This is a genomic window from Pandoraea commovens (assembly GCF_902459615.1).
GTDB classification, from domain to species: Bacteria; Pseudomonadota; Gammaproteobacteria; order Burkholderiales; family Burkholderiaceae; genus Pandoraea; species Pandoraea commovens.
On sequence record NZ_CABPSA010000002.1, the window covers coordinates 660,950 to 678,975 of the forward strand.

Genomic DNA, 18,026 nt, shown 5'->3' on the forward strand with positions numbered 1-18,026 from the left:
TCAGCGTCCCAGATACGATTCGATCACGCGTTCGTCGCGTTGCACCGCGTCGAGCGTGCCTTCGGCGAGCACCCGGCCTTCGGCCATCACGGTGACGAGACCGGTCTCCCCCGCTAGCGCGGCGACGAACGCCATGTCGTGCTCGACCACCATCATCGAACAATGCCCTCGCAGACGGTTGAGCAACTCGGCCAGTTGCGCCGTCTCTTCGTCGGTCATGCCAGCGGCCGGTTCGTCGAGCAGCAACAACTGCGGCTGCTGCATCAGCAACATGCCGATCTCCAGTCGCTGCTTTTGCCCGTGCGACAACTGCCCCGCACGCACATGCGCCTGATGTTCCAGGTGCGTGAGCGCCAGCACTTCCTCGACACGACGTTTGATGGTCGGCGTCAGCACGGCCCACAGCGCACGGAACCAGCGCTTATCCCCCGCACACGCGAGTTCGAGATTTTCCCAGACGCTGTGATGCTCGAACACCGTCGGCTTCTGAAACTTGCGCCCGACGCCCGCCTGCGCGATGGCCGGTTCGTCCAGACGCGTGAGGTCGAGCGTCTGACCGAGGAAGGCGCGTCCCGAGTCGGGGCGCGTCTTACCCGTGATTACGTCCATCATCGTCGTCTTGCCTGCGCCGTTGGGGCCGATGATGCAGCGCAGTTCGTTGGTCTTGATCGATAGCGACAGATCGTTCAGCGCGCGAAAGCCGTCGAACGAAACGCAGATGTTCTCCAAATAGAGGATGAGGCCGTGCGACGTGTCGATTTCGCCGGGCACCACGAGGTGCGACATGCCCGTCGCGTCGCCACTGACCGAGACGGAAGCCTCCGGCGCATCGGCCTGTTGCCAGCTGATGTCGTAGTCGGGTCTCATGCGCGGTCTCCGGAAACGGAATGGGGTACGTCGCCTTCCGCAGCGATAGGGGCGTGGCGGTCGCGCTTACGCGTGAGTTGCGTGACCAGACCCATCACGCCCTGCGGCAGCAGCAGCGGCACCAGCACGAACATCGCGCCGAGGAAGAACAGCCAGTATTCGGCGAAGTAGGCGGTGAAGAAGCTCTTCGCGCCGTTGACGATGAACGCACCGGCAATCGCACCGACGAGCGAGCCGCGTCCGCCGATGGCGACCCAGATCGCCATTTCGATGGAGTTGACCGGGGCCATCTCGCTCGGGTTGATGATGCCGACCTGCGGCACATAGAGCGCACCGGCAATGCCGCACAGCATGGCCGACAGCGTCCAGACGAACAACTTGTAGCTGAGCGGTCGATAGCCGAGGAACATGGCGCGGGACTCGCCGTCGCGAATCGCGGTGACGACGCGTCCGAACTTCGACACCACCAGTGCGCGGCACAGCAGGAACGCGCCGACCAGCACAGCGAACGTCACCAGAAACAGCACCGTACGCGTGTTCGCCGAGGTGATCGAGTAGCCCAGAATGCGCTTGAAATCGGTAAAGCCATTGTTGCCGCCGAAGCCGGTCTCGTTGCGATAGAACAGCAGCATGGCGGCGAACGTGAGCGCTTGCGTGATGATCGACAGATAGACGCCCTTCACGCGCGAGCGGAACGCCAGATATCCGAAGAGCCACGCGACCACACCCGGCAGCGCCACGACGAGGAACATCGCCCAGGCGAAGTGCTCGGTGCCGGTCCAGTACCAGGGCAGTTCTTTCCAGTCGAGGAACACCATGAAGTCGGGCAGATCGCTGTGATACACGCCGTCGCGACCGATTCCGCGCATGAGGTACATCCCCATCGCATAGCCGCCAAGCGCGAAGAACAGGCCGTGACCGAGGCTCAGAATGCCGCAGTACCCCCACACGAGATCGAGCGCCAGCGCGGCAATCGCGTAGCACATGATCTTGCCGACGAGCGTCATGGCGTATGCCGACAGATGCAACGGATGTGTGGCGGGCAACACCAGCGCACACACCGGCACGATCACCATCACCGCCAGCACGAACGCCAGCAGCACCGGGGCGACGTGTTTCGGCAGCAGACGGGCGCGTGCGGGCACGTCCAGTGGCATCGTCGGGGCGACACCTTCGGGAAGAAAGTTCGACGTCTGCATTCAGGCCTCCGCACTGCGCCCTTTGAGCGCAAACATGCCCTGCGGGCGTTTCTGGATGAACAGCACGATCAGGATCAGCACGGCGATCTTCGCAAGCACGGCACCCCACACGGGTTCGAGCAGCTTGTTGGCGATGCCCAGACCGAATGCGCCGACGATCGTCCCCGCGAGTTGGCCCACGCCGCCCAGCACCACGGCCATGAACGAATCGATGATGTAGCTCTGACCGAGGTCCGGGCCGACGTTACCAATCTGCGAGAGGGCGCAGCCGCCGAGACCGGCGATGCCTGCGCCGAAAGCGAAGTCGTAGCTGTCGACGCGTCCCGTCTTCACGCCGACGCACGCCGCCATCGAGCGGTTCTGCGTCACGGCGCGAATGAATAGACCCAGGCGCGTGAGATTGAGCACCGACCATGTGAGCGCCACCACGACCAGCGCGAACACCAGAATCACGATGCGGTTGTACGGCAGCATCAGATTCGGCAGTACGGCGACGCCGCCACTCATCCACGACGGATTGATGACTTCGACGTTCTGCGCGCCGAACAGCGTGCGCACCGCCTGAATCAGGAGCAGGCTGATACCGAACGTGGTGAGCAGCGTCTCCAGCGGACGTCCGTACAAATGCTTGATGACGGTGCGCTCCAGCACGAAACCGAGCGCGGCGGCCACGACGAACGCGGCGGGCACGGCGGCGACGAGATAGAAGTCGAACGCCCCCGGCAGGAAGCGCTGGAACAACGTTTGCACGACGTAGGTGGCATACGCGCCGACCATCAGAAACTCGCCGTGCGCCATGTTGATGACGCCGATCAGGCCGTAGGTAATCGCCAGCCCGAGTGCCGCGAGCAACAGCACGCTGCCGAGCGACAGACCGGCGAACACCGTCCCGAAGAACTCGCTGCGGCGCTGTGCGGCGGCCAGTTGCGTGAGCGCGATGTCGGCGGCGCTGCGCACGGTGGCGTCGGGCTCGGCGTAGGTGCCGTCGGCCTGCTTGGCGACGATGGGCAGCAGCAGATCGCGCATCTGCGGATCGCCCGCAGAGGCAATCAGATCGATGGCTTCACGGCGCTTCTTCGGATCGGTGTCGTGCAGCGCCGACTGCGCCCAGAGCTGATCGAGACGTTTGCGCAACGCAGGATCGGTTTCCTTCTGGCGCGCTTGTTCGATCAGCGTCTTGAACGCGGGCGACGGGTTCTGCAACATCGTGTCGATGGCTTGCGCACGCGCGTCGCGATCGGTCGACAGCAGCGTACCGGCGGCGGCGGCCGTCGCAACCTTTGCGCGCAGCACGTTGTTCAGCGTGAGCGACCCGGCGTCATCGGCTTTGACCGGCGCACCCGTGATCGGGTCGACGTACTTGTCGTCCTTCTGAATCGCGAGGCGCTCGCCCACGGTCACGGCCGAGTCGTCGGCGAGTGCCTTGAGGAGTGCGGCCGCCTGCGGCGAACCGTCGGCGGCGAGGTGATCGATGGCTTGTGCCTTGGCGTCGAAGTCGTCGCCCGCGAGGGCGGTGAGGTCGGCGTCGGTGACGGCGGCACGGGCGGGGTGGGAGATTGTCAGCGCAGCGCCCAGCGAAAGCAGGACAAGGGCGGCAGCGGTCCAGCGTCTTATCGTTATCATGCGAAACCTCTGCATGCGCCGGAAGCGCGGTGTGCGGCTCCGGCGCAAGGAATGGAAGGAAGATCAGACCTTGTCGGGCTTGCCTTCGTTACCCGCGATGAACGGGCTCCACGGCTGGGCACGCACAGGCGCCTTCGTCTTCCACACCACGTTGAACTGACCGTCCGGGCGGATTTCGCCGATCATCACCGGCTTGTGCAGGTGGTGATTGCCGTCCATGACCATGTCGAAGCCGTCCGGCGACTTGAACGATTGACCGATCATGGCGGTGCGAACCTTGTCGACGTCCACGCTGCCCGCCTTCTCGACGGCCTGCTTCCACATATGCATGCCCACGAAGGTGGCTTCCATCGGGTCGTTCGTCACGCGCTTGTCGCCGCCGGGCAGACCCTTGGCCTTCACGTAGGCAAACCATTCCTTCTTGAACGCTTCGTTGGTCGGGTTCTTGACCGACATGAAGTAGTTCCATGCGGCCAGATGCCCCACGAGCGGCTTGGTGTCGATGCCGCGCAGTTCCTCTTCGCCGACCGAGAACGCCACGACCGGCACGTCCGTTGCCTTGATGCCCTGATTGCCGAGTTCCTTGTAGAACGGCACGTTCGAATCGCCGTTGATCGTGGAGATGACGGTGGTCTTGCCGCCCTGAGCAAACTGTTTGATGTTGGCGACGATGGTCTGGTAGTCGCTGTGGCCGAACGGCGTGTAGACCTCCTGAATGTCCTTGTCGGCGACGCCCTTCGAGTGCAGGAAGGCGCGCAGGATCTTGTTGGTCGTGCGCGGATAGACGTAATCGGTGCCGAGCAGGAAGAAGCGCTTGGCGCTGCCGCCTTCCTTGCTCATCACGTATTCCACAGCGGGGATCGCCTGCTGATTCGGTGCAGCGCCCGTGTAGAAGACGTTCTTCGACATCTCTTCGCCTTCGTACTGCACCGGGTAGTAGAGCAGACCGTTGAGTTCTTCGAAGACGGGCAGCACCGACTTGCGCGACACCGACGTCCAGCAGCCGAATACGGCGGCGACTTTGTCCTTGGTGAGCAACTGACGAGCTTTCTCGGCGAAGAGCGGCCAGTTCGAGGCGGGGTCGACGACCACGGCTTCGAGCGGTCGGCCCATCACGCCGCCTTTGGCGTTGATGTCGGCAATGGTCATGAGGGCGACGTCCTTGAGCGACGTCTCCGAGATGGCCATCGTGCCCGAGAGCGAATGCAGGATACCGATCTTGATGGGCTGCTTGCTTTGCGCGAACAAGTTGGGCGCCATGCCGGTGAGCGATGCGGCGCCCGAGAGGGCCGCCATCTGGAGTAGCGTGCGTCGTTTCATGGTACGTCTTCCCCTTTCCTGGTTAGACCGGTCGATCCGGTATAGGGGGAATTAACGCAAGGGTCGTGCCAGCGTGCTGCCATTAGGGGCGCAAGGCGTGTCGACGGGGGCGGGGGGATGGATTTTCAGGAAGCCCGCTATGGGCGCGAGACACGGTGGTGCGACGGCGCGCCGTATTGGTGCGCACCGACTTGGCGCGCGAACCTGTCCGTTCGCGCGTGAGAGGGTCAGGCTTTGGGCGGCGAATCTAAGGGCGGTGTGCCGTCATGAAAGAGGGATGTCAGAAGCGAACGCAGTTCCGCCGAATCGGTGTGCTTGTGGACCGTGACCGCGTGCTGCACGGCCGCCTCCAGCAATTCGTTTTCGGAGTCTGCGCAAAGCGCGACCGAACAGTTCATTTCGCTGGGGAATTCCCGGCAATCGATGAATTTGCGAGCCATGATGCTCTCCTCGCACAAACAGACAGATGACGCATGCATGAACCACAGCGAGCGATGAACGCCACGCGAAGTGGTTCAAAAAGTATAGGCCGCAGGGGATAAGGCGACGGTAACGAGACGGGTTTCCCCAAGGGGTAGTCACGCGCCAGGTGCGCACCTTAGATCGAGGTGCGGGAATGCCCCCACCGGGGGGTGTCCGACATGCCGCTCTGGCATTTTTTGATGCATGATTGGCATTCGTGCCAAATTGGCTGACGGCAAGATGACGGCGTCCGAAGACTTCTCACCGACTCGACATCACACCATGACCGATACCGTTGCCGGGCGCACCGCGCCACCTTCCGAACCCGCCGGGCATCAGCGCCGTCGACTGGGCCGACGCTATGCCGCCGTCCTCGCGGCCTGTCAGGCGCTCTACACGGCGGCGTTGTCGGTCGACCTCACGCTGACCGGCCTCGTCGGCTACATGCTGGCGTCCGACAAGGGGTATGCGACGCTGCCGTTCTCGCTCATTACCGTCGCTTCGGCAATTACAACGATCTTCGCGTCGATGCTGATCCAGCGCTTCGGCCAGCGGCTCGGCTTCGCGCTGGGCGCGCTGTTTGGCACTGTGGGCGGTCTGGTGTCGGTGATGGCGATTTACGAGAAGCACTTCGCGATGTTCTGCGCGGGGACGGCATGTGTGGGCGTGTTTCAGGCGTTTGCGCGTTACTACCGGCTTGCGGCGGCGGATGTCGTGCCCGTCGAAGACAAGCCGCGCGCCATCTCCGTCGTACTCACGGGCGGCGTGCTGGCGGCCGTGATCGGACCGGCGCTCGCGGCGGGCAGCAAGGACTGGCTCGCGCCGGTGACGTTCGCCGGTTCGTATCTCGTCGTGACGATCCTCTCGGGCATCTCGTTGCTGCTGCTCGTCGGCTTTCTGCGTGACTTGCCGGTGCACGCAGCGGGTGGGGCGGCGGGCGGTGCGACGGAGCTTCCGGCGCGTCCGCTGGGCGAGATCATGCGCCAGCCGATTTACGTCGCGGCGCTCGCGAACAATCTGATCGGCTTCATGGTGATGATGTTCGTGATGACGGCGACGCCGATTGCAGCAGTCGCGTGCGGTCACAGCATCGACGATGGCGCACACATCATCGAGTGGCATCTGGTCGGCATGTACGCGCCGTCGTTCTTCTCCGGTCATCTCGTGAAGCGTTGGGGTGTGGTGCCGGTGCTGCTGCTCGGCATCGGCATGTCGGCGCTGTGCGGTGTGCTCGCGCTGATGTCGACGAGTCTGGCGTACTTCTATGCGGCGCTGGCGTTTCTCGGCGTCGGCTGGAACTTCATGTTCGTGGGCGGCACGACGTTGCTCACGATGTCGTACCGTCCGGCCGAGCGTGCACGCGCGCAGGCCGCGAACGAATTCATCACCTTTGCGGGTACTGCGCTGGCGAGTCTTTTTGCCGGGCAATTGCTGGCGCGTTTCGGCTGGGCCACGATCAATCAGGCGACGTTCCCTTTACTGACGATCGCGGCGCTGGCGACCGTGTGGTACGCCGTCGATGCGAAGCGTCGTCCGGCGCACGCGACGGCTTGATATCGACTGACCGTTCACCATGAGCCAACCTCGTCTCGTCGCGTTTCTTCTCGTGCCGCCGTTCGTTCTGCTGGATCTGGCGGGGCCGCTCGACGCGTTTCACGCCGTCGTCCGCAACTTCACGGAGCTGGGGCAGGAAGCACCGTACAAGACCATCGTTGTGTCGGAGCATGGCGGCCCGGTGGAGACGGGGTCGGGTATCACGTTGCACACAGAGCCGATGCGGGCGCTGGATGCGATGCAAGTCGACACGCTGATCGCGGTGGGCGGTGCGGTGGCGCATCGTCCGGCGGTGCCGGGGCCGGTGGGTGAATGGTTGCGTGGCTACGCACCGCGTGTGAGGCGCGTGTGTTCGGTGTGCGTGGGCGCGTTCGTGCTTGCGTCGGCGGGGCTGCTCAATGGGCGGCGCGCCACGACGCACTGGCTGGACACGGCGATGTTGCAGGCGTGCTATCCGGAGGTGCTGGTCGAGTCCGATCCGATCTACGTGCGTGCAGACCCGGTGTGGACGTCGGCCGGGATCACGGCGGGCATCGATCTCGGGCTGGCGCTGATCGAAGACGATTGCGGCGTGGATGTCGCGTTGCAGGCGGCGCGTCGGCTGGTGGTGTTTCTCAAGCGCGCGGGCGGGCAGTCGCAGTTCAGTCCGCCGTTACAGGAGCAGGTCGCGGCGGGCGCGCCGTTCGGCGATTTGCATGCGTGGATGTCGGAGCGGCTGGACGGCGATCTGTCGGTGATGCGGTTGGCGGAGCAGGCGAACATGAGTCCGAGAACGTTCGCGCGCAGCTATCTCGCGCGCACGGGGTCGACACCTGCGAAGGCGGTGGAGCGCATGCGTCTGGAAGCGGCGCGTTTCGCGTTGCTCGATTCGGATGCGTCGCTCAAACGCATCGCCGCGCGCGTGGGCTTCGGCGACGAACAGAATCTGCGCCGCGCGTTTCAACGTCAGTACGGCGTGACGCCGGTAGCGTATCGGGAGCGGTTTGGGGTGGGGTTTGAGGCGTAGGGATCCGCCCCGCGCTAATCAAGCCGCCAACTTCCCCGCCGCCGCCTTATCCAGAAACCGGAACAGACGTGCGTCGTCCGAGTATGCGACGTTGAAGCGGAACCAGTGGCAGGGTTCGTTGTGGGCGAGGAAGAACTCGCCCGGGGCGAGCATGATGCTCTCCAGTAGCGCCGCTTCTGCCAACTCGCGGGCGGGTTGGGTGGCGTCCGGCAAGCTGCCGCACACGAACATGCCGCCTTCCGGCTGCGCTAGCAGCGTCACGCCGTGCGATTGCAATTGGGTGATGAGACGTGCACGGGAGCGCGTCAGTCGATCCGACAGACGTTCGATGTGCTTACGGTGGCGTCCTTCGGTCAGGATCGCGTGCACGATGCGCTCGTTGATCTCGGACGACGTCAGCCCTGCGACCATTTTGCTGCGCGCGATCTCATGTGCCAGATCGCGCGAACACGCCAGATACCCCACCCGCACCGACGGTGAGATCGTCTTCGAAAAACTGGAAACGTAAATCACGCGCGACAACCCGTCCATCGCCGCCAATGACGGTGTGCCCGCTGGCGCAAGCTCACGATAGATGTCGTCCTCGACGATCCAGAAACCATGCTGCTCGGCGCACTGCAAGATGCGATGCGCCGACGCCGGTGTGAGCGACGTACCCAACGGGTTCTGCAACGCCGGATTCACGAACAGCGCGCGCGGGCGATGCGTCTGCGCCGCCTGCTCCAGCGCCGCGAGGTCCAGCCCGGCTTCCGTGCGGGGGATGCCCACGACGTTCAGTCCCGCCAGACGCAACACCGCCAGCAGATTGCAGTACGCGGGGGCTTCGACCAGCACCGTGTCGCCCGGCTTGAGCAATGTGCGCACCACGAGATCCAATGCCTGCGTTGCGCCATGCGTGAGCACGATCTGCTCGGGCGGCGCTTCAATGGACAACTCACCAAGGCGGCGCGCGAGCCACTGACGCAACGGTCCATAACCGTGCGGATGCCCGTAGTGCGCGAAATGCGCGCCCGGTCCCTTCGACAGCGAACGCAGCGCGCCATGCAGACCGTCCTCGTCGAGCCAACTGTCGGGCAACCAGCCGCAACCGCTTTTCACCGCGATGGAGTCGTCCGCGAAGATCTCCGAGAGCAACCAGGCGTTGGTGACTTCGCTCGCGGCGGCCCCCATCGACAGACTCCCGCCGAGAGTGGACGAACCGGCCTCGCGCGCGTCTGCCGCACCCGCCACGAAGAACCCCGCGCCGCGCCGGGCCACGAGCGTGCCGTGTGCGACGAGACGGTCGTACGCCTCCACCACCGTGAACGTGCTGATGCCGTGCGCCTTCGCCAGCGACCGGATCGACGGCATGCGCATGCCCGCGTGCAAGGTCTGACGCTGCAACGCCCGCTCGACCTCCCGCACGATCTGGTCGACGAGGGCTTCGGGTTGCGCGCGGTTCAGGGTAAAGGCGAGCGGCTGGACCATGGTTTGACGAAAGTACGGGTAAGGATGGCGAGCGAGCGTGCGGATTACGCACTCCGTCGAACACTCAATCTGCGGTGTACGGGTAAATCCCGAGCGGCATCACATCCGGCCCCGGCCCGCGTGGTGCGGGGCGGGCGGGTGTCCGCTCCATCGGCTGTTGCCAATACAGTTGAGGCAATTGACCGATACAGAATAACCATTTTCCGGGAGACTGTACATGTCTGTACCGGTTCGCCTCTCGTAGCATCCATTCCATCCACCCGTGGAGCGGCTTCGCGTCGCCAACCCGGGACCTCCTGATCGTGACATGCCCCTGGGGAGACCCCGCGATGAACATGAAAGACCTGAATCTCGATATGACGGCGTTCTGGATGCCGTTCACCAACAACCGTCAGTTCAAGAGCTCGCCGCGCCTGTTGGTCAAGGCCGAAGGCATGCACTACACGTCGTCGGACAATCGTCAGATTCTCGACGGCACCGCCGGTCTCTGGTGCGTGAACGCTGGTCACTGCCGCACCGAGATCGTCGAAGCGATCCGTCAGCAGGCCGGTGAGATGGACTTTGCACCGACGTTCCAGATGGGACACCCGAAGGCGTTTGAAGCGGCGGCCAAGATTGCCGAGATCACGCCGCAGGGTCTCGACCGTGTGTTCTTCACGAACTCGGGGTCGGAGTCGGTCGACACCGCACTCAAGATCGCGCTCGCCTATCACCGCGCACGCGGCGAAGGCCAGCGTACGCGCCTCATCGGTCGTGAGCGCGGCTATCACGGCGTGGGCTTCGGCGGAATCTCGGTCGGCGGCATCTCGCCCAACCGCAAGGCGTACTCCGGCCAACTGCTGCCTGCCGTCGACCATCTCCCGCACACGCTCAACATCAAGGAAGCCGCCTTCACCAAGGGGCAGCCGACGTGGGGCGCGCATCTGGCCGACGAACTGGAGCGCATCGTCACGCTGCATGACGCGTCGACCATCGCTGCCGTGATCGTCGAGCCGCTGGCCGGTTCCACCGGTGTGCTGGTGCCGCCGCAAGGCTATCTGCAAAAGCTGCGCGAGATCTGCGACAAGCACGGCATCCTGCTGATTTTCGACGAAGTCATCACCGGCCTGGGCCGCCTCGGCAAGCCGTTCGCCGCGCAGTACTTCGGCGTGACGCCGGATATCATCACGATGGCCAAGGGCGTGAACAACGCGGCCGTGCCGATGGGCGCCGTCGCTGTGAAGACGTCTGTGCACGACACCATCGTCGACGCCGGTAACACGGGCGCCATCGAGTTCTTCCACGGCTACACCTACTCGGGGCACCCGCTGGCGGCCGCCGCTGCCTGCGCTGCACTCGACGTCTACAAGAACGACGGCCTGTTCGAGCGCGCCGCCAAGCTCGCCCCGCACTTCGAAAAATCGATCCACGGTCTGCGCGACCTGCCGAACGTCGTCGACATTCGCAACCTCGGTATGGTTGGCGGCATCGAACTGTCGACGCGCGACGGCAAGCCCGGCGCCCGTGCGCACGAGATCTTCGTCAAGTGTTTCGAGAAGGGCGCGCTGATCCGTTACACCGGCGACATCCTCGCGTTCTCGCCGCCGCTCATCATCAGCGAAGCGCAGATCGACGAGTTGTTCGGCATCGTCGCGGAAGCCATCCGCGAGACCGCATAAGCGGGCCCCCCGCAACACCTGAATTCACAAAGTATTTACGGAAATCGACATGAACCAACGAGTCAGCACCGAACGTATCGAGCATTGGATTGGCGGCGCAAGCGTCCCATCGGGTGAAGCCGAACTGCGCTTTGGCGAAGTGACGAACCCGGCGACCGGCGAAGTGATTCGTCAGGTGGCGCTGGGCGGTACGAAGGACGTCGCAACGGCTGTCGCCGCCGCGCGTGCTGCGCTTCCGGGCTGGCGCGCCACGCCGCCGATGAAGCGCGCTCGCGTGATGATGAAGTACCGCGAACTGCTTGAGACGAACCGCGAAGCGCTTGTGCAACTGATCACGCAGGAACACGGCAAGACGCTCGACGACGCCCGTGGCGAAGTCACGCGTGGCATCGAAGTGGTCGAGTTCGCCATCGGTATCCCGCATCTGCTCAAGGGCGAGATTGCACCGCAGGTCGGCACCGGCGTCGATACGTACTCGATCCATCAGCCGGTGGGTGTGTGCGCAGGCATCACCCCGTTCAACTTCCCGGCCATGGTGCCGCTGTGGATGTTCCCGATGGCTGTGGCGTGCGGCAACACGTTCGTGCTCAAGCCGTCGGAAAAGGTGCCGTCGGCGGCGCTGCTGCTGGTGCGTCTGGCCAAGGACGCCGGTCTGCCCGATGGCGTGCTGAACGTGGTGAACGGCGACAAGGCCGCGGTCGATGCGCTGCTTACGCACCCGGACGTGAACGCCGTGTCGTTCGTCGGCTCCACGCCGATTGCGCAATACATCTACAGCACGGCGTCGGCACACGGCAAGCGCGTGCAGGCGCTTGGCGGCGCGAAGAACCACGGCGTGGTCATGCCGGATGCCGATCTCGATTTCACCGTCGACGCACTGATCGGCGCAGCGTACGGTTCCGCTGGCGAGCGCTGCATGGCGATCTCGGTGGCCGTTGCGGTGGGTGATGTGGCCGACCAGTTGGTGGCTCGTCTCGCACAAGCCGCGAAGGCGCTGCCGGTCGGCGATGGCACCGACCCCGTCGCGCAAATGGGACCGCTCATCACGCGTGTGCATTGCGACAAGGTGAAGGGCTTCGTCGATGCCGGTGTGGACGAAGGCGCGAAGCTCGTGGTGGACGGTCGAGGCCTGAAGGTCGCCCAGCGCGACGACGGCTTCTTCATCGGCCCGTGCCTGTTCGATAACGTCACGCCGGAAATGTCGATCTATCGCAACGAGATCTTCGGGCCGGTGCTGTCGGTCGTGCGTGTGAACACGCTGGAAGAGGCGATTGCGCTCATCAACCGCAATCCGTATGCGAACGGCACGGCAGTGTTCACGACGTCGGGTGGTGCTGCGCGTCGCTTTGAGGACGAAATCGAAGTCGGCATGGTCGGCGTGAACGTGCCGATTCCGGTGCCGGTCTCGTACTTCTCGTTCGGTGGCTGGCGCAATTCGCTGTTCGGCGATCAGCACATTTACGGGCCGGAGTCGGTGCGCTTCTACACGCGCTCGAAGGTGGTCACGCGTCGCTGGTCGGAGGGACGTCCGGCGAACGCCACGTCGTCGCTCGTCATGCCGACGCTCGGTCAGTAAGTCGTCAGCTTCAGCGCGATGCAAAAACGCCGTCCCGGGGCGCCCGGCGACGGCGTTTTTTAAGCGTCGACGATGATTGTGTGAGCGATCAGCGCACCGGCGCGATCTCGATGCCTTCGTCCAGCAGGAAACTACGGATGCGCTGCGCGAATTCGAGCGCGTGTTCGCCGTCGCCATGCAGACAGACGGTCTGCGCCTGGATCGGGACGAGCGTGCCGTCGATGGCGCGCACGCGCTGCGCCTGCACCATCATTAGCGTTTGCGCGAGGGCGTCCTCTTCGCGCTCGATCAGCGCGCCGGGGGTGCCGCGTTTGACCAGCGAGCCGTCCGGGTTGTAGCCACGGTCGGCAAACACTTCCTCGACGGCTTGCATGCCCGCCGCGCGTGCCGCCTTCACCAGTTCGCCGCCCGCCAGACCGTAGACGGCGAGATCGGTGTCGAAAGCGCGAATCGCTTCGACCAGTGTTTCGGCCAGCGCGGGGTCGCGCGCCGCCTGATTGTAGAGTGCCCCGTGGGGCTTCACGTGCGTGAGCCAGCCGCCTTGCGCGCGCACCATCGCCGCGAGCGCGCCGATCTGATACAGCATTCCGGCACGGATTTCGTCGAGCGGTAGCTGCATTTCGGTGCGTCCGAAATTCTCGCGGTCGGGGAAGCTGGGATGTGCGCCGATGGCCACACCGTTCTCCAGCGCCCAGCGCACCACTTGCTGCATCGTGCCAGCATCGCCCGCATGCCAGCCGCACGCCACATTGGCCGAGCTGACCAGCGCGAGCAGCGCTTCGTCGTAATCGCAACCTTCTCCGAGGTCGACGTTCAGGTCGATCTTCATCATGCGTTCTCCCGCGGGGACAGCCTGTCCTGCGTGTTCAAGTCTGCGTATTCAAGTGCGTTTGCGCGTAATGGCCGGTACCTTCGGCGTACCCAGAATGCCGCGGTCGTGCCAGGCGAGTGCGCGTTCGATCTGGTCAAGATAGCGCAGTTGCTCACGCAACGCTTCACGTGCCTCGGCAGCGGTGCATTCCGAAAAGTAAAGCGTGCTGCCGAGCCGTGCCTGCCCGAGCCGCCAGAGGTCGGCCGTGATGACCGTGCCGATCTTCGGATAGCCGCCGGTCGTCTGCGCATCGGCCAGCAGAATGATCGGCTGGCCCGACGGCGGTACCTGAACCACACCCGGCAACACGCCGTGCGAGAGCAGGTCGTGCATGCGATTCTTCTTGCGCGCAAGCGGCTCCGGGCCGGACAGGCGATAACCCATGCGGTTGCTGTTGGGCGTGACCTGCCACGGGTTCTCCCAGAAGCTTTTGTGCGTGACGGACGTGAAGTCGTCGTATTCCGGGCCGGGCAACACGCGCACGCGGTGTGCGAGCGGGTCGGACAGCCACAGCGGCGGGCGCACGCCCAGCGGTTCGGCCTTGCGTGCGGCGGCGCTCGGGTGGCCGATGGCGATGCGGTCGCCGTCATGCAGCGCGCGACCCTCGAAGCCGCCGAAGCCACCGTTCAGATCGGTGCTGCGCGAGCCGAGCGTTTCGGGCACGTCGATGCCACCGGCCACGGCCAGATAGGTTCGCATGCCGAAGCGCGAGGGGCGCAACGTCAGCGTCTGGCCTTTTGCGACGGGGAAGCGCCACCACGACCATACGGGGGTGCCGTCGAGATCGGCGTGGCAGTCTGCGCCTGTCAGCGCCACGAGGGTGGCCGATGTGAAACGCATCGCGCACGTCCCCATCGTGATTTCGAGGGTGGCGGTGTTCTGGTCGTTGCCGACAAGCCGGTTGGCGACGGCGCAAGCGAGCGGGTCGAGGGCGCCGCCGCTGGCGACGCCGAATGCCCGCTGATGGGTTCGGCCCAGGTCCTGAACGGTGGTGAGCAGGCCGGCACGCTGGATGTCGATCACAGGTCGAGACTCGCGATAGTGAAGCGCACGCGGTCGCCCGGCGCCAGCAGGGCGGGGGGCGTCGCAGCAGGGTCGAACAGGGCGCTGGTGGCGTGGCCGATGATCTGCCAGCCGCCGGGCGATTTGAGCGGATAGATGCCGGTCTGATTGCCGCCGATGCCCACCGAACCGGCGGGCACGGACAACCGGGGCTCTGCGCGACGCGGCGCGGCAATCGAATCGTCCAATCCGCCCAGATAGGCGAAGCCCGGCTGGAAGCCGAGGAAGTAGACGATGTACTCCGGCGCAGTGTGGCGCTGCACGACCGTTTTCGGTTGCAGGCGCGCATGCTTGGCGACGTCTGCGAGATCCGGGCCGTGCTTGCCGCCGTAGTGGACGGGAATCTCGATGTCGCGTCCGACTTCTCCGGCGACCGGCTGCGTCTGCCAGGCCTCGCGCAACCGCTCGCTCAGCACGTCGATATCGGTGGCGAGCGGGTCGAAGAGCAGTGTGAGGTTGTTCATGCCGGGTACGACTTCACGCACGTCGGGCCAGTCGCGGGCCAGCGTCGCTACGTGCCAGACGCGGCGCTGCGTAGCGAGATTGGCCGAAGTGGGGCTGGTGCCCGCTTCACACACGAGCGCGCTGTCGCCGAGCGGCAGGATCTTGAGCGTTGTCATGAATTAGCGTGAGTTGCCGGGAGGGCGGGCGTAGGTGGCCGATTCCGTCACGATGACGTCGAGCGCCAGATCGTGCGCTTCGGCGTTGAGGTCCTGAACTTCGAGCAGGTCGTAGGCGACGCCGAGCGTTTGCGGGGCGGGCTTCATCGCGTGCAGGGTGCGGTCGTAGAAACCCCCGCCGTAGCCGAGACGCAGGCCGTCGCGCGTGAAGCCGACACAGGGCACCAGGAGCAGGTCGGGAACCAGCACTTCGGTGTCGCGCGGGACCGGAATGCGGTAGCGGCCTTCCATCATGGGCGTGTCGGGTGTCCAGCGATGGAAGACGAGCGGCGAGGCCGGGGCGGTGACGACCGGTAAGGCGGCGAATCTGGGCGTATCGGGCGACGCAGCGGCCAGCCATGCGGCGACGACGTCGCGCGCGTCGAATTCGTCCTGAATGGGCCAGTAAAAGCCGATGCAGCGCGGGGCGCAGTGCGAAAGTTCTTCGGCCAGCCGGGTGGCGAGTGCAGCGTCACGCCCGGCGCGTGCGTCGAGGGTGCTGCGGGCGTCGAGCAACGCGCGGCGCAACAGGGCTTTCGCGCGTGCGTTCTCAGACGTTGCGTCCGCCCCATTTCCAGACGTCTGGGCCGCCGATTGGGCGGGGTCCCGTGCTATGCTTGAATTCACTTTTTACCCGACGCTCCACGAAGATGTCCGAACGTTTGACCCGAGTATATCGCGCCGCCGCGCTCGCCCTGACCGCTGCCGCGCTGGTGGCCTGCAGCACGACCCAGGCGACAGGGCGTCCCAAGGCTCAGTCGGCGGCAAGCCGCTCGGCGCCGTCGGCCGATGCGCTGTCGCAGCGCTCGCCGGACGACATCTTCGTCCAGCTGCGCGAAGCGGCCCGTAGCAACGACGCACCGCGCGCCGCCGCACTCGCGGCCATGCTCACCGACTACGACGTGCCGTCGTACGTCCAGTATTTCCAGATCAAGCCGCGCATGTTCGACCGTTCGGGCAAGGCGCTGCTCGATGCACCCGACGACGATATCCGCGCCTTCTTGCGCACGTATGACGGTCAGGCCATTGCCGATCGCATGCGCAACGACTGGCTGCTCGTGCTGGGCAAGCGCCACGACTGGCGCACGTTCGACGCCGAATATCCGAAGTTCGCCCTCGACGACGACACCCAGGTCAAGTGCTATGCGCTGATGTCGCGTGCCTCGCGCGGGGAGAACGTCACGCAAGCCGCCATCGATCTTCTGACCACGCCGAAGAACTACGGCGAGGGTTGCATCGACATGATCAATACACTGGCCGCGAGCGGCCAGTTGCCGCGTCAGGAAGTCTGGCATCAGATTCGTCTGGCGTACGAGGAGAACTACACCTCGCTGGGCAAGCAGATTGCCGATGCGCTGGGTACGGCGCGTCCGGACGACTCGCTGCTCGACATGGCGGCTTCGCGTCCGGCGCAGATTCTGGCACGCGGCGTGGATGGCTCGGAGGCGTCGCGTCAACTGGCGCTACTCGCCACCGTGCGCATGGCCCGCTCGGACGCCATGCTCGCCGCGAGCAGCTTCAGCAGCATCGCGGGCAACCTGTCAAAGGACGAACGTGCCATCGGCTGGGGCGCGATCGGCATGCGCGGTGCGCTCTCGCAGAACCCGATGGCGATCAGCTGGTATCGTCAGGCGGGCAACGCCAAGCTCTCGAACACGGCCCAGGAATGGAAGATTCGTGCCGCATTGCGCGCAGGTGACTGGAATCTCGTGCGCACGGGCATCGAAGCGATGCCGGCCGCGTTGCGCGACGACGGTGTCTGGACTTATTGGTACGGTCGCGCGCTGCGCGAAGCCGGGCAGGGCGACGCCGCGCGTGCACAGTTCCAGAAGATCGCGTCGCAACCGAACTTCTACGGTCAACTGGCGAACGAGGAACTGGGTAACAAGACGATGCTGCCGCCGAGTACGGTGGTCACGCGTGCCGAGATTGACGCCAACCGCTCGAACGCCGGTTTCCTGCGCGCCGCCAAGTTCTACGACATGGGGCTGCGCTTCGAAGGCAACCGCGAGTGGAACTGGGAATTGCGCAACATGACCGACCGTCAGTTGATCGCTGCGGCTCAGTACGCCAACGGTATCGAACTGTTCGACCGCGCGGTGAATACGGCGGATCGCACGAAGGTGGAACACGACTTCTCGCTGCGCTATCTGATGCCGTTCCGCGACAAGGTCGATCGCTTCTCCAAGATCGTCGATCTCGACGAAGCATGGGCATACGGCCTGATCCGTCAGGAATCGCGTTTCATCATCAATGCCCGTTCGTCCGCCGGCGCCGGTGGCCTGATGCAGGTAATGCCCGCCACGGCGAAGATGGTCGCCAAGCAGATCGGCATCGACTACAGCCCGGGCATGATGCACGACATCGATACCAATATCCGTCTGGGTACGAGCTACCTGTCGGATATTTATAACAAGTTCGACGGCTCGGCCGTACTCGCGTCGGCCGGATACAACGCCGGTCCGGGACGGCCGCGCACGTGGCGCTCCACCCTCGACCGCCCGGTCGAAGGCGCGATCTTCGCTGAGACGATTCCGTTCAACGAGACGCGTCAGTATGTCGAGAACGTGTTGTCGAATACGACGTATTACTCGGCCATCATCACGGGCCGTCCGCAATCGCTCAAGGAGCGGCTCGGCGTCATCCTGCCCCAGTGACGGCCAATGGCTGTCCTCGGGGTATGGCCGGGTCCGCGAACCCAT

15 protein-coding genes are annotated in these 18,026 nt (G+C 64.7%); 5 read left to right on the top strand and 10 right to left on the bottom strand.

Going from position 1 to position 18,026, the window contains the following annotated elements:
- The 5 genes from urtD to PCO31010_RS09190 all read right to left on the bottom strand — a co-directional run bounded on the left by urtD (nucleotide 1) and on the right by PCO31010_RS09190 (nucleotide 5,449).
- The gene (gene urtD, locus PCO31010_RS09170) at nucleotides 1-867 is read right to left on the bottom strand and encodes an urea ABC transporter ATP-binding protein UrtD (RefSeq protein ID WP_150663963.1); all 867 of its coding nucleotides are present in this window, start codon (nucleotides 865-867) and stop codon (nucleotides 1-3) included.
- Nucleotides 864-2,066 carry an urea ABC transporter permease subunit UrtC gene (gene urtC, locus PCO31010_RS09175; protein WP_150663964.1) on the bottom strand — a complete coding sequence of 401 codons (1,203 nt, stop codon included), beginning with the start codon at nucleotides 2,064-2,066 and terminating at the stop codon, nucleotides 864-866. Before urtC ends, urtD begins: the two co-directional genes overlap by 4 nt.
- Nucleotides 2,067-3,689: an urea ABC transporter permease subunit UrtB gene (gene urtB, locus PCO31010_RS09180; protein WP_150663965.1), complete on the bottom strand. Its 1,623-nt coding sequence runs from the start codon at nucleotides 3,687-3,689 to the stop codon at nucleotides 2,067-2,069.
- A gap of 63 nt (nucleotides 3,690-3,752) precedes the next feature.
- Entirely contained in the window at nucleotides 3,753-4,949 is a 1,197-nt protein-coding gene (gene urtA / locus PCO31010_RS09185) for an urea ABC transporter substrate-binding protein (protein WP_373275386.1), read from the bottom strand.
- A gap of 287 nt (nucleotides 4,950-5,236) precedes the next feature.
- The gene (locus PCO31010_RS09190; RefSeq protein ID WP_150663967.1) at nucleotides 5,237-5,449 is read right to left on the bottom strand and encodes a DUF1059 domain-containing protein; all 213 of its coding nucleotides are present in this window, start codon (nucleotides 5,447-5,449) and stop codon (nucleotides 5,237-5,239) included.
- Between the two features lie 304 nt (nucleotides 5,450-5,753).
- On the opposite strand from PCO31010_RS09190, the gene PCO31010_RS09195 reads away from it, so the two are divergent.
- Together PCO31010_RS09195 and PCO31010_RS09200 are read left to right on the top strand one after the other, a co-directional pair.
- Entirely contained in the window at nucleotides 5,754-7,025 is a 1,272-nt protein-coding gene (locus PCO31010_RS09195; protein ID WP_150663968.1) for an MFS transporter, read from the top strand.
- Between the two features lie 19 nt (nucleotides 7,026-7,044).
- On the top strand, nucleotides 7,045-8,031 hold the full coding sequence (locus PCO31010_RS09200) for a GlxA family transcriptional regulator (protein WP_150663969.1): 987 nt from the start codon (nucleotides 7,045-7,047) through the stop codon (nucleotides 8,029-8,031).
- Between the two features lie 18 nt (nucleotides 8,032-8,049).
- Here PCO31010_RS09200 and PCO31010_RS09205 read toward each other — a convergent pair whose 3' ends face one another.
- The gene (locus tag PCO31010_RS09205; protein WP_150663970.1) at nucleotides 8,050-9,498 is read right to left on the bottom strand and encodes an aminotransferase-like domain-containing protein; all 1,449 of its coding nucleotides are present in this window, start codon (nucleotides 9,496-9,498) and stop codon (nucleotides 8,050-8,052) included.
- A gap of 329 nt (nucleotides 9,499-9,827) precedes the next feature.
- Here PCO31010_RS09205 and aptA point away from each other — a divergent pair, with 329 nt between their 5' ends.
- Together aptA and PCO31010_RS09215 are read left to right on the top strand one after the other, a co-directional pair.
- On the top strand, nucleotides 9,828-11,156 hold the full coding sequence (gene aptA / locus PCO31010_RS09210) for an omega-aminotransferase AptA (protein ID WP_150663971.1): 1,329 nt from the start codon (nucleotides 9,828-9,830) through the stop codon (nucleotides 11,154-11,156).
- 49 nt (nucleotides 11,157-11,205) lie between these two features.
- Nucleotides 11,206-12,732, top strand: coding sequence for a CoA-acylating methylmalonate-semialdehyde dehydrogenase (locus tag PCO31010_RS09215; RefSeq protein WP_150663972.1), 1,527 nt, complete (start codon nucleotides 11,206-11,208; stop codon nucleotides 12,730-12,732).
- An 88-nt stretch (nucleotides 12,733-12,820) separates the two neighbouring features.
- On the opposite strand, the gene pxpA is transcribed toward PCO31010_RS09215, so the two are convergent.
- From pxpA to PCO31010_RS09235, 4 genes are read right to left on the bottom strand one after another with little or no spacing between them, the layout of a single operon-like run.
- A complete protein-coding gene (pxpA, locus tag PCO31010_RS09220) occupies nucleotides 12,821-13,561 on the bottom strand; it encodes a 5-oxoprolinase subunit PxpA (protein ID WP_174984601.1) in 741 nt (246 codons plus the stop codon).
- Nucleotides 13,562-13,612: 51 nt separating this feature from the next.
- Complete coding sequence (locus PCO31010_RS09225) at nucleotides 13,613-14,626, bottom strand: 5-oxoprolinase subunit C family protein (protein ID WP_150663974.1); 1,014 nt, start codon at nucleotides 14,624-14,626, stop codon at nucleotides 13,613-13,615.
- Entirely contained in the window at nucleotides 14,623-15,285 is a 663-nt protein-coding gene (pxpB, locus tag PCO31010_RS09230) for a 5-oxoprolinase subunit PxpB (RefSeq protein ID WP_150663975.1), read from the bottom strand. Before pxpB ends, PCO31010_RS09225 begins: the two co-directional genes overlap by 4 nt.
- A gap of 3 nt (nucleotides 15,286-15,288) precedes the next feature.
- The gene (locus tag PCO31010_RS09235; RefSeq protein ID WP_150663976.1) at nucleotides 15,289-15,951 is read right to left on the bottom strand and encodes a 5-formyltetrahydrofolate cyclo-ligase; all 663 of its coding nucleotides are present in this window, start codon (nucleotides 15,949-15,951) and stop codon (nucleotides 15,289-15,291) included.
- Between the two features lie 23 nt (nucleotides 15,952-15,974).
- On the opposite strand from PCO31010_RS09235, the gene PCO31010_RS09240 reads away from it, so the two are divergent.
- On the top strand, nucleotides 15,975-17,981 hold the full coding sequence (locus tag PCO31010_RS09240) for a lytic transglycosylase domain-containing protein (RefSeq protein ID WP_150663977.1): 2,007 nt from the start codon (nucleotides 15,975-15,977) through the stop codon (nucleotides 17,979-17,981).
- Nucleotides 17,982-18,026: the final 45 nt, after the last annotated feature.

What these genes read in the sequence shown, in the direction of transcription:
- urtA (WP_373275386.1), bottom strand. Translation starts at nt 4,949, where the DNA reads ATGGCGCCCAACTTGTTCGCGCAAAGCAAGCAGCCCATCAAGATCGGT.
- PCO31010_RS09200 (WP_150663969.1), top strand. Translation starts at nt 7,045, where the DNA reads ATGAGCCAACCTCGTCTCGTCGCGTTTCTTCTCGTGCCGCCGTTCGTT.
- PCO31010_RS09190 (WP_150663967.1), bottom strand. Translation starts at nt 5,449, where the DNA reads ATGGCTCGCAAATTCATCGATTGCCGGGAATTCCCCAGCGAAATGAAC.
- PCO31010_RS09195 (WP_150663968.1), top strand. Translation starts at nt 5,754, where the DNA reads ATGACCGATACCGTTGCCGGGCGCACCGCGCCACCTTCCGAACCCGCC.
- urtC (WP_150663964.1), bottom strand. Translation starts at nt 2,066, where the DNA reads ATGCAGACGTCGAACTTTCTTCCCGAAGGTGTCGCCCCGACGATGCCA.
- aptA (WP_150663971.1), top strand. Translation starts at nt 9,828, where the DNA reads ATGAACATGAAAGACCTGAATCTCGATATGACGGCGTTCTGGATGCCG.
- PCO31010_RS09205 (WP_150663970.1), bottom strand. Translation starts at nt 9,498, where the DNA reads ATGGTCCAGCCGCTCGCCTTTACCCTGAACCGCGCGCAACCCGAAGCC.
- pxpA (WP_174984601.1), bottom strand. Translation starts at nt 13,561, where the DNA reads ATGAAGATCGACCTGAACGTCGACCTCGGAGAAGGTTGCGATTACGAC.
- urtD (WP_150663963.1), bottom strand. Translation starts at nt 867, where the DNA reads ATGAGACCCGACTACGACATCAGCTGGCAACAGGCCGATGCGCCGGAG.
- PCO31010_RS09215 (WP_150663972.1), top strand. Translation starts at nt 11,206, where the DNA reads ATGAACCAACGAGTCAGCACCGAACGTATCGAGCATTGGATTGGCGGC.
- urtB (WP_150663965.1), bottom strand. Translation starts at nt 3,689, where the DNA reads ATGATAACGATAAGACGCTGGACCGCTGCCGCCCTTGTCCTGCTTTCG.
- pxpB (WP_150663975.1), bottom strand. Translation starts at nt 15,285, where the DNA reads ATGACAACGCTCAAGATCCTGCCGCTCGGCGACAGCGCGCTCGTGTGT.
- PCO31010_RS09240 (WP_150663977.1), top strand. Translation starts at nt 15,975, where the DNA reads ATGTCCGAACGTTTGACCCGAGTATATCGCGCCGCCGCGCTCGCCCTG.